This is a genomic window from Solwaraspora sp. WMMA2059 (assembly GCF_027497315.1).
Taxonomy (GTDB): Bacteria; Actinomycetota; Actinomycetes; order Mycobacteriales; family Micromonosporaceae; genus Micromonospora_E.
The window spans coordinates 171,356-184,355 of the sequence record NZ_CP114908.1; the positions used below are offsets into that span (position 1 = coordinate 171,356).

General features: G+C 70.9%; 15 protein-coding genes. 10 read left to right on the forward strand and 5 right to left on the reverse strand.

The window, feature by feature from the left end; all coding sequences use genetic code 11:
* Positions 1-15: 15 nt before the first annotated feature.
* The 4 genes from O7553_RS00670 (at position 16) to O7553_RS00685 (ending at position 3,295) form a co-directional block, all read left to right on the forward strand.
* Positions 16-522, forward strand: coding sequence for a DUF402 domain-containing protein (locus O7553_RS00670; protein WP_281552984.1), 507 nt, complete (start codon positions 16-18; stop codon positions 520-522).
* 89 nt (positions 523-611) lie between these two features.
* Positions 612-1,520: a PPK2 family polyphosphate kinase gene (locus tag O7553_RS00675; RefSeq protein ID WP_281552985.1), complete on the forward strand. Its 909-nt coding sequence runs from the start codon at positions 612-614 to the stop codon at positions 1,518-1,520.
* A gap of 138 nt (positions 1,521-1,658) precedes the next feature.
* Positions 1,659-2,285, forward strand: coding sequence for a DUF47 family protein (locus O7553_RS00680; protein WP_281552986.1), 627 nt, complete (start codon positions 1,659-1,661; stop codon positions 2,283-2,285).
* 5 nt (positions 2,286-2,290) lie between these two features.
* The gene (locus O7553_RS00685; RefSeq protein WP_281552987.1) at positions 2,291-3,295 is read left to right on the forward strand and encodes an inorganic phosphate transporter; all 1,005 of its coding nucleotides are present in this window, start codon (positions 2,291-2,293) and stop codon (positions 3,293-3,295) included.
* Here O7553_RS00685 and O7553_RS00690 read toward each other — a convergent pair.
* From O7553_RS00690 to O7553_RS00710, 5 genes are all read right to left on the reverse strand, one after another.
* Positions 3,288-3,647: an arsenate reductase ArsC gene (locus tag O7553_RS00690; RefSeq protein WP_281555396.1), complete on the reverse strand. Its 360-nt coding sequence runs from the start codon at positions 3,645-3,647 to the stop codon at positions 3,288-3,290. The genes O7553_RS00685 and O7553_RS00690 overlap by 8 nt on opposite strands.
* A gap of 86 nt (positions 3,648-3,733) precedes the next feature.
* Positions 3,734-4,495: an aquaporin gene (locus O7553_RS00695; RefSeq protein ID WP_281552988.1), complete on the reverse strand. Its 762-nt coding sequence runs from the start codon at positions 4,493-4,495 to the stop codon at positions 3,734-3,736.
* Positions 4,492-5,154, reverse strand: coding sequence for an arsenate reductase ArsC (locus O7553_RS30100; protein ID WP_348650016.1), 663 nt, complete (start codon positions 5,152-5,154; stop codon positions 4,492-4,494). The genes O7553_RS00695 and O7553_RS30100 overlap by 4 nt, the downstream gene beginning before the upstream one ends.
* The gene (locus O7553_RS00705) at positions 5,147-5,926 is read right to left on the reverse strand and encodes a helix-turn-helix domain-containing protein (RefSeq protein WP_281552989.1); all 780 of its coding nucleotides are present in this window, start codon (positions 5,924-5,926) and stop codon (positions 5,147-5,149) included. Before O7553_RS00705 ends, O7553_RS30100 begins: the two co-directional genes overlap by 8 nt.
* A 93-nt stretch (positions 5,927-6,019) precedes the next feature.
* Positions 6,020-6,991 carry a Gfo/Idh/MocA family oxidoreductase gene (locus tag O7553_RS00710; protein WP_281552990.1) on the reverse strand — a complete coding sequence of 324 codons (972 nt, stop codon included), beginning with the start codon at positions 6,989-6,991 and terminating at the stop codon, positions 6,020-6,022.
* Between the two features lie 157 nt (positions 6,992-7,148).
* Between O7553_RS00710 and O7553_RS00715 the strand changes: the two genes are divergently transcribed.
* From O7553_RS00715 to pstB, 6 genes are all read left to right on the forward strand, one after another.
* Entirely contained in the window at positions 7,149-7,979 is an 831-nt protein-coding gene (locus O7553_RS00715) for an NUDIX hydrolase (protein ID WP_281555398.1), read from the forward strand.
* 104 nt (positions 7,980-8,083) lie between these two features.
* Positions 8,084-8,608, forward strand: a complete 525-nt coding sequence (locus O7553_RS00720) for a hypothetical protein (protein ID WP_281552991.1) — start codon at positions 8,084-8,086, stop codon at positions 8,606-8,608.
* A gap of 230 nt (positions 8,609-8,838) precedes the next feature.
* Entirely contained in the window at positions 8,839-9,942 is a 1,104-nt protein-coding gene (gene pstS, locus O7553_RS00725; protein WP_281552992.1) for a phosphate ABC transporter substrate-binding protein PstS, read from the forward strand.
* 116 nt (positions 9,943-10,058) lie between these two features.
* Entirely contained in the window at positions 10,059-11,093 is a 1,035-nt protein-coding gene (pstC, locus tag O7553_RS00730) for a phosphate ABC transporter permease subunit PstC (protein WP_281552993.1), read from the forward strand.
* Positions 11,090-12,154 carry a phosphate ABC transporter permease PstA gene (gene pstA / locus O7553_RS00735; RefSeq protein ID WP_281552994.1) on the forward strand — a complete coding sequence of 355 codons (1,065 nt, stop codon included), beginning with the start codon at positions 11,090-11,092 and terminating at the stop codon, positions 12,152-12,154. The genes pstC and pstA overlap by 4 nt, the downstream gene beginning before the upstream one ends.
* Positions 12,155-12,174: 20 nt before the next feature.
* Complete coding sequence (pstB, locus tag O7553_RS00740; RefSeq protein ID WP_281552995.1) at positions 12,175-12,954, forward strand: phosphate ABC transporter ATP-binding protein PstB; 780 nt, start codon at positions 12,175-12,177, stop codon at positions 12,952-12,954.
* Positions 12,955-13,000: the final 46 nt, after the last annotated feature.

Here is a 13,000-nt window from a genome sequence, read left to right on the forward strand (position 1 = left end):
GTTAAGGTGCGACACATGTCCAGCGATGTCGTACGGGTGGTCTATCGCAAGTACGACGGTTCGGCCCACCGGGACTATCCGGCCCGCCGGTTGACTGAGGACGAGGTCGGCGTGTGGCTCGGCGTGCCCCGGGGCACCGAGTCGATCTACCACGGTCGCCCGTCGGTGGAGCAGATCCCGTTCGTCCTGCTGGTGCCGCGTGAGCAGTGGTGGACCTGCATGTTCAACCCGCCGCCGCGCACCAGTGAGGTCTACTGCGACATCGCCAGCCCGGCCCGCTGGGAGGACGAGTCCACCGTACACCTCATTGATCTTGATCTTGATGTGGTGCGGCGTCGGGCGACCGGCCTCGTGGAGCTGCGCGACGAGGACGAGTTCGCCGAGCACCGGGTGCGGTACGGCTACCCGGAGGACGTGGTGGAGTCGGCCTGGGCCGCCGCCCGCTGGTTGCAGGACGCGCTCGGCGACGGCACCGAGCCGTTCGCCTCGGCCTACCGGAAGTGGCTGGCGCTGGTCTGCTGACCCGACCGGCTGGTCGGCCGGCCGGTCCGGTGGTCGGCCGGGTAGCGGTCGGCTGGTCGGCCGGGGGCCGGCTGGGCGATGATCGGCTGATGACTGCTGACCTGTACGAGCCACCTGTCCGGGAACTGCTACGGGTCGGCGCCGGCCGGCCGCTCGACCTGTCCGCGATCGACCCGAGGTCGACGCCGGGGCTGCCGGCGCTGTCGGTGACCGGGCCGGACCGCAAGTCGTGGGCCCGCGCCGAGGTCCGCCGCATCGGCGACGAACTGGCCGAGCAGCAGGAGATGCTGCACGCCCAGGCGGTCGCCGGCGACGCGGCCGGCCGGCGGGTGCTGCTGGTGCTGCAGGCGATGGACTGCGGCGGCAAGGGCGGCGCGGTGAAGCGGGTGGCCGGCGCGATGAACCCGCTCGGCCTGCAGATCCGGGCCTTCGGGCCGCCTACCGAGGAGGAGCTGGCGCACCACTTCCTGTGGCGGATCCGCCGGGCGTTGCCGGACGCCGGCCAGGTCGGGGTGTTCGATCGGTCACACTACGAGGACGTGCTGGTCGTACGGGTCGAGTCGCTGGTGCCGGAGGAGACCTGGCGGGCCCGCTACGACGAGATCAACGAATTCGAGGCCGGGCTGGTCGACGAGGGGTTCGTGCTGATCAAGGTGTTCCTGCACATCTCGTACGCGGAGCAGCGGGAGCGGCTGTTGTCCCGGTTGACCGATCCGACCAAGCACTGGAAGTACCACCCGGGGGATGTGGACGCGCGCAGCAAGTGGCCGGACTACCAGGCCGCGTACACGGAGGCGTTGAGCCGGTGCGCCACGGACGCCGCGCCCTGGTTCGTGGTGCCGGCCGACCGCAAGTGGTACCGGGACTGGGCGCTGGCGCACCTGCTCCGGGAGCACTTCGCGGATCTGGACCTGAGCTACCCGCCAGCTCGTTTCGACCTGCGCAAGGAGCACGCCCGGCTGCTCGCCGGGGACGGACTGAAAGTGAACGGTGGATGAACAAAGACTGACCTGTGGGTGTACAGGGGTGGGCCGCGAGCAGACGCGATTCGCTGTTACCTAGCATTCCCTGCAGAGCGCGCGGGCGTTTCCCGTGGCCAGCCCCTGTTCCCCACCGTCTCCGACGAGGTCTGCGCTGTGAAGTTCTCCTTCCGCCCGGTCGAGGGCGCCTTCTATGAACTGTTCACCAAGGCCGCGCAGAACCTCGTGCGGGGCACCGAGCTGCTCAACGAACTCGCCCTGCCCGGAGTCGACGTCCAGTCGGTCAGTGAGCGGCTCACCGAGGTCGAGCATGACAGCGACCAGATCACCCACGACCTCTACAAGAAGATCAACTCGGCGTTCATCACCCCATTCGACCGGGAGGACATCTACCGGCTGGGCAGCCAGCTCGACGACGTGATGGACCACCTGGAGGCGGTCGGCAACCTGCTCTACCTCTACGGGCTGACCCAGCTGCCGTCGCTGCCCCGGGAGATGCACGAGCTGATCGCGGTGCTCGACCAGCAGGCCCGGGTGACCGCCGACGCGATGCCCCGGCTGCGGGCGATGAAGGACCTCGACGACTACTGGATCGAGTGCAACCGGCTGGAGAACGAGGGCGACCGGTCGTACCGGATGCTGCTGGTCCGCCTCTTCTCCGGCGAGTACGACGCGCTCACCGTGCTGAAGATGAAGGAGGTCGCCGACGAGCTGGAGGCCGCCTGCGACGCCTTCGAGCACGTGGCCAACACAGTCGAGACCATCGCGGTCAAGGAGTCCTGAGCCGGGTGAGCGCCGAACTCATCGCCGTCCTCGCGGTGATCACCGTTGCCATGGTCTTCGACTACACCAACGGGTTCCACGACGCGGCAAACGCCATCGCCACCAGCATCTCCACCCGGGCACTCACCCCACGGGTCGCCCTGATCATGGCCGCGGTCGGCAACTTCATCGGCGCCCACTTCGGCGCCGAGGTGGCCAAGACCGTCGGCAGCGGCCTGGTCGAGCTGCCGGCCGGCGTCTCCAGCCTCGGAATCGTCTTCGCCGGCGTGGTCGGCGCGATCACCTGGAACCTGATCACCTGGTACTTCGGGCTGCCCTCGTCGTCGTCCCATGCGCTGATCGGCGGCCTGGTCGGCGCCACCATCGCCGCCTCCGGCACCGTGCTGTGGGGCGGCATCGCCGGCGACGTGGTACTGCCGATGGTGCTCTCCCCGCTGGTCGGCTTCGGCCTCGGCTTCCTGGTCATGCTCGCCGTGCAGTGGATCTTCCGCAACGGGCAGCCCGGCAAGCTGAACCGGGGCTTCCGGATCGCCCAGTCGGTCTCGGCGGCGGCGATGTCGGTCGGGCACGGCATGCAGGACGCCGCGAAGACCATCGGCATCGTGGTGCTGGCGCTGTTCGTCGGCGGGTTCCAGTCGGACGCCGAGACCATCCCGGAATGGGTCTTCTGGACCTCGGCGACCGTGCTGGCGCTGGGCACCTACGCCGGTGGCTGGCGGATCATCCGTACCCTCGGTCGCAAGATCATCGACCTGCGGCCGCCGGAGGGGTTCGCCGCCGAGACCGTCGCCAGCTCGGTGCTCTACTTCAACGCCCTGGTGCTCGGCGCGCCGATCTCCACTACCCACACCATCACCTCGGCCATCATGGGCGTCGGGGTGACCAAGCGGCTGTCCGCCGTACGGTGGAACGTCGCCGGCAACATCGTCGGCGCCTGGATTCTGACCTTCCCCGCCGCCGGCAGCATCGGCGCGGTGATGTACTTCGTCGTCCGCCCGCTGTTCAGCTGACCCGGGTCGTTGGGACCAGGTCGGCGAGCAGCGCCTCGATCCGACGGCGGATCTCGTCGCGGATCGGCCGGACCGCCTCGACGCCCTTACCGGCCGGGTCGGGCAACTGCCAGTCCTCGTACCGCTTGCCGGGGAAGACCGGGCAGGCGTCGCCGCAGCCCATCGTGACGATCACGTCGGAGGACTCGGCGGTGGACCACTCCAGCCGCTTCGGGGTCTGGTCGGTGATGTCGATGCCGACCTCGCGCATCGCCTCGACCGCCGCCGGGTTGACCGACTCGGCCGGCGCGGAGCCGGCCGAGCGGACCTCGACCGCGTCGCCGCCGAGGTGACGCAGCCAGCCGGCGGCCATCTGGGACCGGCCCGCATTGTGTACGCAGACGAACAGCACACTGGGCTTGCTCACGGTGTCTCCTTCGAGGGGTGTGGGGCAACGGGTCAGCGTCGGGTGGTCGCCAGAGCGGGATCTGTCGGCTGGGCGGGCTCGGCCGGCACCACGACCTGGTCGGCGGCGTGTCCCACCCCCGGGTAGAGCGCCAGCAGCAGGGCGACTCCGATGGCGAGCCCGACGACCTGGGCGACCAGGAACGCCGGGATCGAGGCGGGCTGGATGCCGGCGAAGGTGTCGGTGAAGCCCCGGCCGATCGTCACCGCCGGGTTGGCGAACGACGTCGACGAGGTGAACCAGTAGGCGGCACCGATGTAGGCACCGACCGCAGCCGGTGCTGCGCCGGCCCGGCCCGACCGGGCCAGCGCGAAGACCAGCAGGACCAGGCCGGCGGTGGCGACCACCTCGCCGAGCCACAGGTTGCCCGCCGACCGCTCCTTGGTGGACCAGGTCACCGCCGGCAGGGCGAACATCAGGTTGGCCAGGATCGCCCCGGCGATGCCGCCGGTCACCTGCGCGGCGACGTAGCCGGTCAGATCCGGCAGGGTCAGACCGGTGCGGCTGCGTCGTCCGAGGAACCAGTCGGCGGTCGAGACGACCGGGTTGAAGTGCCCGCCGGAGACCGGCCCGAAGATCAGGATCAGCGCGCCGAGCGCGAAGGCGGTGGCGATCGAGTTCTGCAGCAGCTGCAGCCCGACGTCGTCCGGCGACAACGTCTGGGCCATCACCCCGGAACCGACCACCGAGGTGACCAGCAGGGCGGTGCCGGCGAACTCGGCCAGCAGCCGTCGCCAGAGTGCGATCGGGTTCACGCGTTCTCCACTTTCTGTAGGTCGTCCAGCAGCCGGCGGACCCGGCGCTCGATCTCGTCGCGGATCGGCCGTACGCCGTTGACGTCCTGCCCGGCCGGGTCGTCCAGCTCCCAGTTCTCGTACCGGGTGCCGGGGAAGACCGGGCAGGCGTCACCGCAGCCCATGGTGACCACCACGTCGGCGGCGCGGACCACCTCGTCGGTCCACGGCTTCGGGTACTCGCCGGAGATGTCGATGCCGCGTTCGGCCATCGCCGCGATCGCCGCCCGGTTGACCTCGTGGCCCGGCTCGCTGCCGCCGGACCAGGCGACCACCGTGTCCCCGGCCAGGTGGGTGAGGAACCCGAGCGCCATCTGGCTGCGGCCGGCGTTGTGGGTGCACAGGAAGAGCACCACCGGGCGGCCGTCGGAGTGCAGGCCCTCGACCCGGGCCAGGGCCTGCAGCCGTTGCCGGGCGAACCGCTCGGCGAGCAGCGGCAGATAGTTGGGGATGGTGCTGCCGGTGGCGAACTGGTCGTAGCTGGACGCCAGGAACCGTTCGATCGTCTCGGTGTTGTAGGTGCCGTCGAACTCCCGGGCCAGCCGGGTCGCTGCGGTACGCAGCGCCACCTGCTGGTCGATGGACAGGTCGGGGCGGACGGCATCGGTGACGTCAGACATGGTGGGCTCCGGTGGACGTGGGGGCGGTGGCCCGGCTGGTGATGGCGGGTGCCAGCCGGTGGACCCGGCCGGCGAGGTCGGCGTACGCGGCTTCGAAGGCGGCGTCGGTGTCCACCCGGACCGGGTCCGGCACCGACCAGTGCAGGTCGGGCGCGCCGGCCCCGGTGAGCTCCTCGTGGGCGTTGTCGCAGACGGCGACGACCAGGTCGCCGTCGCCGATGACGGCCGACACGTGTGCGGTGCGGGCCGGGTCGAGGTCGAGCTCGAGCCGGCGGGCCAGCGCCACCGCCCGGGGGTGCACCCGGGTCGCCGGTCGGGTGCCGGCCGAGGCGGCCGGGGTCGGGCCGGTGCGCTGCCAGAGTGCTGCGGCGAGCTGGGAACGGGCCGAGTTGTGGGTGCAGACGAAGACCACCCGGTCGACGCCGGCCAGCGGCGGTGGGGCCAGCCCGGCGAGGACGTCCGGCACCAGTTGCAGGTAGCTGCGGCGGCGGTCGCCCTCGGACCGGGCGCGGCGCAGCAGGCCTGCTTCCTGCAGGACCTTGACGTGGTGGGCGACCAGGTTGCTCGGCAGCCCGAGCCGTCGGCCCAGCTCGCCGGGGGCGGCGTCGCCGAGGTGCAGCAGGTCGACCATGGCCAGCCGGGCCGGGTCGCCGAGCGCGGCGTGCACCCGGGCGCGCCGCTCCAACTGCCCGGCGTGCACCCGGGCGCGCCGCTCCAGCGGGCGGGCGGGTGGCGGCCGGTCATCGGCACGGTGACTTGCCTCAGCGTTCATTGACTCAATGATTGCTGAGGTATTCGGCGGAGTCAAGCCGGGCGAGCGTTGTGACCCGGCCGGCAGACCGGATCAGCCAACTCCCGACCGGAATCAGTCGTAGCTGACGCCGATCTGGCCACGGATCGTGTCCAGCAGCTCCATGACCTCGAGGGACACCGCATGCGGCACCAGCGGACTCTCCCGCAGACCGGCGGCCAGGCAGCGGTGCACCTCGGCCGCCTCGTACTGGTAACCGTTGCCGGCCGGCTCGACCACCCGCACCACCTCGGGGTCGCCGGTGCCCCGGCGGAGCGTGAACTCGCTCGGGCAGATGAACGGGTCGGGCAGCGAGATCCGGCCGGTGCTACCGGTGATCGTCGCCGTCACCGGGGTAGCCCCGACGATGCCGCAGGTCAACGCGGCCACCGCGCCCGACTCGTAGCCCAGCAGCACGCCGGTGTTCTGGTCCACGCCCTCCGGGGTGAGTTTCGCCCAGGAGCGCACCGAGTCCGGCCGGCCGAGCACCAGATGCGCCAGGCTCACCGGGTAGATGCCCAGGTCGAGCAGGGCGCCGCCGCCGAGCGCGCGGTCGCGCATCCGGCTCTCCGGCGCGAACGGCCCGGCCAGGCCGAAGTCGGCGTGCACCGAGACGACCTCACCGATCGCGCCGTCGTCGATTAGCTCGCACACCCGGCGTACGGTCGGGTTGCACCGCATCCACATGGCCTCCATCAGGAAAACGTCCCGGGCCCGGGCGGTCTCCACCAGCTCGGTGCTGCTGGCCAGGTCGAGGGTGAACGGCTTCTCGCACAGCACCGCCCGGCCGGCGGCCAGACAGGTCATGGTCGCGGCGTGGTGCGCCGAGTGCGGCGTCGCCACGTAGACGACGTCGACGTCACCGTCCGCGGCGAGCTCGTCCCAGGATCCGTACGCCCGGGGAATGCCGTAGCGGTCGGCGAACGCCTGCGCGCTGGCAACCGAGCGGGAACCGACCGCCAGCACCTCGGCGTCGGGCAGCAACTGCAGGTCTTCGACGAAGCGGGCGGCGATGCCGCCGGTGGCGAGGATTCCCCAACGAGTCATGCCAGGCACGCTAGCCAGCGAGTCCGTGCGCGGCGACGGCGGGGCGTGCTGGCCGGTCTGCCGGGCGACGACCTACGCTCGGCGCGTGCCCACCGACGACGATGTCACGGCTTTCGCCGCGCCACCCGATCCGATGCTGTTCGCCGTACCCGAGGCGATGGTCGAGCAGGCCAGCCGGTTCTACGCGGCCGGCCGGGAACCGGTACGACCGCGGGTCGCCGCGACCGTGCTGCTGCTGCGCCCGACGACGGATCCGGGGCCGACGGGGGCGCCCGGCGGCCCCGGGTTCGAGGTCTACCTGATCCGGCGGGTGGCGGCTGTCGCCTTCGGCGGGGTGTACGCGTTCCCCGGCGGCGGGGTGGATCCCTCCGACGCCGCAGGCGAGCTGGACTGGGCCGGGCCGGACCCGGAGCACTGGGCGGCGCGGCTGGGGTGTCCACCGGACCAGGCGCAGGCGGTGGTCTGCGCCGCCGCCCGGGAGGTGTTCGAGGAGTCCGGGGTGCTGCTGGCCGGCCCGGACGAGACCACTGTGGTCGACGCGGTGGACGGTCCGGAGTGGGAGGTCGACCGGCAGGCCCTGCTCGCCCGGACGTTGAGCTTCGCGGAGCTGCTGCGCCGTCGGCGGCTGACCCTGCGGTCGGACCTGCTGGCCGCGTGGAGCAGGTGGATCACCCCGGACTTCGAGCCACGCCGGTTCGACGCCCACTTCTTCGTGGCCCGGCTGCCGGTCGGGCAGGCGACCCGGGACGTGTCCGGTGAGGCGGATGAGACGCTGTGGGTCCGGCCGAGGCTCGCCCTGGACCGGGCGGAGACCGGCGACTGGCAGCTGCTGCCACCCACCCGGGTGACGCTCGACGAGGTCGCCGGCTGCGCCGACCCGGGTGCCGTCTTCGCGGCCGCCGCCAGCCGGGATCCGGCCGTACCGGTCACCCCTCAGCTGTACGTCGATCCGGACGGGACGGTCAGTTTCGCGGTTGTCAAGCCCTGATCCGGATAGATGATCTTGCGTTACCAAGCGGTGATACTTTGGCGCGCACGAACGCGACAGGGTGCCGGGCGGTCCTCGCCCGCCACCGCTACCGGACGGGACAGATGGCTCCACGACCAGGGACCTCAGCCGCGCGGGGTGCGCCGACGGACGCCGACGACCTCGTGCATCTTGCCGTGCCCGCCGAGTACGTCTCGCACATCGCCCGGCTGATCGAGGAGCTCGACCGGCGACCCAGGCCGATCCCGAAGCCAGCCCGGCGGGCCCGGTCCACCGCCCGCGCCGCCAAGGAGTGGCCGGTCGAGGAGTTGCGCCGGTTCGCCCAGGGTCGGTCCCGGACGCACCAGACCGTGTTCGCGATCCTCGACCTGCTCGCCGAGCACCCCGGCGAGACCATGTCGGTCGGTGACCTCGCGGCGCGGCTCGGCAGCCCGGTCGACAAGGTGATCGGCGCGCTCGGTGGGCTGACCAGGATCGTCAAGGCGTACCACGACTATCCGAAGTGGGGGCTGCCGTTGCAGCGGATGGCCCGGACCGGTACCGGCAGGTCCAACGCGGTCGGCTACCAGCTTCCCGCCGAGCAGGCCCGCCGCTGGCGGCTGGTGCGGCGCGGTCGGCCTGGGAGCTGATCACCGACGCAGGCCGGTGAAATGCGTCGGCCGAGATGCGACGTCGGTCACAGTCGAGCGTGGGCTTGGCTCGGACGGCGACCATACAACCCCCGTTCACCTTCTGTTCACCATGGTCCGGTCGGCAGTTTAGCCACGGCTCGTACCGTCCTCGGCGTTCGAGACGGTGAACTCGCCCCCGCGACCCCTGGGCGGCGACTCGCCACCCGACCTCAGAGAGGCAACGCACCGTGAATCGTAAGTCCCTCCGGCTGGCCGCCCTGCCGGCCGCCGTCATGCTTACCCTCGGCGTGGCCGCGTGCGGCGACGACGGCGACAACGGCTCGGAGTCTGGCAACGGCTCCGACACCTCGGTCAGCGGGAACCTCGCTGGCGCCGGCGCCTCATCCCAGGGCGCCGCGATGGAGGCGTGGATCGCCGGATTCACCTCCGTCGCTCCGGACGCGACCGTCACCTACGACCCGATCGGCTCCGGCGGTGGCCGCGAGCAGTTCACCAGCGGCGGCACCCAGTTCGGCGGCACCGACGCGTACCTCGACGAGGAAGAGATCGCCGCCGCCCTGGAGACCTGCGGCGAGCAGGGCTTCATCGAGTTCCCCGGCTACATCAGCCCGATCGCCGTGGCGTACAACCTGCCGGGCGTCGAGACGCTGAACCTGTCGCCGTCGGTGATGGCCCGGATCTTCGACGTCAAGATCACCAACTGGAACGACCCGGCGATCGCCGAGCTCAACCCGGACGCCGCGCTGCCCGACCTGGCGATCACCACGGTGCACCGCTCGGACGAGTCGGGCACCACCGAGAACTTCGTCGACTACCTGGCCAAGGCCGCGCCGGCCGACTGGCCGTACGAGGTTGACGGCAACTGGCCCGCAGCGGGCGGCGAGGCCGCCCCGCAGAACCAGGGCGTCGCCGCCGCGCTGCGCGGTGGCGAGGGCACCATCGGCTACATTGACGCCTCTCTCGCCGGCGATCTCGGCGTCGCCGCGGTCCAGGTGGGCGAGGACTTCGTCGAGTACTCGGCCGAGGCGGCCGCCGCCGTCGTCGACGCCGCCGAGACCGTTCCTGGTCGTCCGGAGTTCAGCTTCGCCATCGACCTGCCCCGGGACACCGCCGAGGCCGGCGTCTACCCGATCGTGCTGGTTTCCTACCAGCTGGCCTGCGTCACCTACGACAGCCAGGAGACGGTTGACCTGGTGAAGGCCTTCTACTCGTACGTGATCAGCGAGGAAGGCCAGCAGGCCGCCGCCGAGAACGCCGGCTCCGCGCCGATCTCCGACGAGCTGCGCAGCCAGGCGCAGTCCGCGCTGGACGCGATCACTGTCGCCGGCTGAGTCGAGCACCACGTCCAGCCCCTGCGACCCAGGTCCGGACGGTCACCCGGTGGCCGTCCGGACCTGCGGCGTATCCCGTACCGCCCGTCACGACACGGCCTGAGGAGGCGTAATCCGTGACAAAGCCCGCCACCGCGCAGAGCGGTACCCCATCGAGTGATCCGCCGCCCGGCGGCGACTCGCCGCGCGGCACGTCAACGGGCGAGCCGCCGGACGCGGAGACGCGTCGCCGGGGCCGGTCCGGCAAGCGGATCGGTGACCAGATCTTCTCCGGCACCGCCGTCGGCGCCGGTGTGCTCATCCTGGTCACCCTCGCCGCGGTCGCGGCCTTCCTGCTCTACGAGGGCCTCCCCGCCCTGGTCGCCGACCCCGAGGAGCTGCCCGGCGGCGAAGGATTCATCGCGTACGTCACCCCGCTGCTGTTCGGCACGGTCCTCGCCGCGGTGATCGCGCTGGTGGTCGCCACCCCGCTGGCGATCGGCATCGCGCTGTTCATCTCGCACTACGCGCCGCGCAGGATCGCCGCCGGTCTGGGCTACCTGGTCGACCTGCTGGCCGCCGTGCCCAGCGTCGTGTACGGACTGTGGGGCATCTTCTTCCTCGCCCCGAACATCGTCCCGGTCTACCGCTGGCTGGAGGAGCACCTCGGCTTCATCCCGTTCTTCGCCGGCCCTGCCTCAGCCACCGGCCGGACCATGCTGACCGCCGGTCTGGTGCTGGCGGTGATGATCCTGCCGATCATGACCGCGGTGAACCGGGAGGTCTTCCTGCAGACCCCCCGGCTGCAGGAGGAAGCCTCCCTGGCGCTCGGCGCCACCCGCTGGGAGATGATCCGGATGACCGTGCTGCCGTTCGGCCGGTCCGGGATCATCAGCGGCAGCATGCTCGGGCTGGGCCGGGCGCTCGGTGAGACGCTGGCCGTCGCGATGGTGCTCTCCGCCTCCGACGTGATCACCATCAACCTGATCGACTCGGTCAACAGCAGCACCATCGCCGCCAACATCGCGTTGGACTTCCCCGAGTCCAGCGGGCTCGCGGTGAACGCGCTGATCGCCACCGGCCTGGTGCTGTTCGCGCTGACCTTCGTCGTCAACTTCGCCGCCCGGGCCGTCGTCGCCCGTCGGCGCGACTTCTCGGGAGCGAACGCATGACCACCATCACCCCGCCCCGGGCACCCGTCACCAGCACGCTGACCAGCGGCGTACTGCCGAAGTGGGCACCGTGGGCGGTGGTCAGCGGCAGCCTGTCGGTAGGCCTGGTCGGCGGCCTCAGCCTCGGGCTGGCCATCCCGCTCTCGTTGGCCATCGGCGTACTGCTCGTCATGGTGGCCCTGCCGGCGGTCTCCTGGCAGGTCGAAGGCGGCCGCCGGGCCAAGGACCGGTTCGTCACCGTACTGGTCAGCCTCGCCTTCGCCCTCGCGATGCTGCCGCTGCTGTCGTTGATGATCACCGTCACCCAGAACGGCATCCACCGGTTCGACGGGACCTTCCTCAGCAGCGACATGCGGGGCGTGCTGGGTGAAGGCGGCGGGGCGCTGCACGCCATCGTCGGCACCCTGATGATCACCGGCGCGGCCACCCTGATCTCGGTCCCGATCGGCGTGATGTGCGCCGTCTACCTGGTCGAGTACGGCAAGGGCCGGCTGGCCCGGTGGGTCACCCTGCTGGTCGACGTGATGACCGGTATCCCGTCCATCGTGGCAGGTCTGTTCGCGTTCGCCTTCTTCGCGATCTTCTTCGGCCCGAGCATCCGGTTCGGCCTCGGCGGTGCCGTCGCCCTGTCGGTGCTGATGGTGCCGGTGGTGGTCCGTTCGGTCGAGGAGATGCTCAAGCTGGTGCCGAACGAGCTGCGCGAAGCGTCGTACGCGCTCGGCGTGCCGAAGTGGCGCACTGTGCTACGGGTGGTGCTGCGGACCGCCGCTCCGGGCATCGCCACCGGCGTGACCATCGCCATCGCCCGGGTGATCGGCGAGACCGCCCCGCTGCTGATCATCACCGGCAGCACCACGGCAACCAACTGGAACCTGTTCGACGGCCGGATGTCCTCGCTGCCGATCTTCACCTACTACTCGTACAGCATCCCCGGCGCCCGGCCGGAGTTCGGTGTGGAGCGCGCGTGGGCGGCGGCGCTCACCCTGTTCGTCATCGTCATGGGCCTCAACCTGGTGGCCCGGCTGATCTCCCGCTTCTTCTCCCTGCCGACCAGCCGCTGACCGCGGAAAGGACCCCTCAAGTGGCCAAGCGCATCGAAGTCTCCGACCTCGACATCTTCTACGGCAACTTCAAGGCCGTGGAGCAGGTCGACATGACCATCGAGCCGCGTTCCGTGACGGCGTTGATCGGCCCGTCCGGCTGCGGCAAGTCGACCTTCCTCCGCTCGCTGAATCGGATGCACGAAGTGGTGCCCGGTGGACGGGTGACCGGCAAGGTCGCCATGGACGGCGACGACCTGTACGGCATCGGCGTCGACCCGGTCGCGGTACGGCGGCAGGTCGGCATGGTGTTCCAGCGTCCCAACCCGTTCCCGACGATGTCGATCTACGACAACGTGGCGGCCGGGGTGAAGCTCAACGGCGGTCGGATGCGCAAGGCCGACCTCGACGAACTGGTCGAGCAGACGCTGCGCGGCGCCAACCTGTGGGAGGAGGTCAAGGACCGGCTGGGCCGGCCCGGCTCCAGCCTCTCCGGCGGGCAGCAGCAGCGGCTGTGCATCGCCCGGGCAATCGCCGTCAAGCCGGCGGTGCTGCTGATGGACGAGCCGTGCTCCGCGCTGGACCCGATCTCCACCCTCGCCATCGAGGACCTGATGCACCAGCTGAAGACCGAGTTCACCATCGTCATCGTCACGCACAACATGCAGCAGGCGGCCCGGGTCAGCGACCGGACCGGCTTTTTCAACATCGCCGGCACCGGCCACCCCGGCAAGCTGATCGAGATGGACGACACGCAGCGGATCTTCAGCAACCCGAAGGTCAAGGCGACCGAGGACTACATCACCGGCCGGTTCGGCTGACCGCGGTCGGTGCCGGCACCGACCGGCCGGCCGGTGCCGGTCGGCC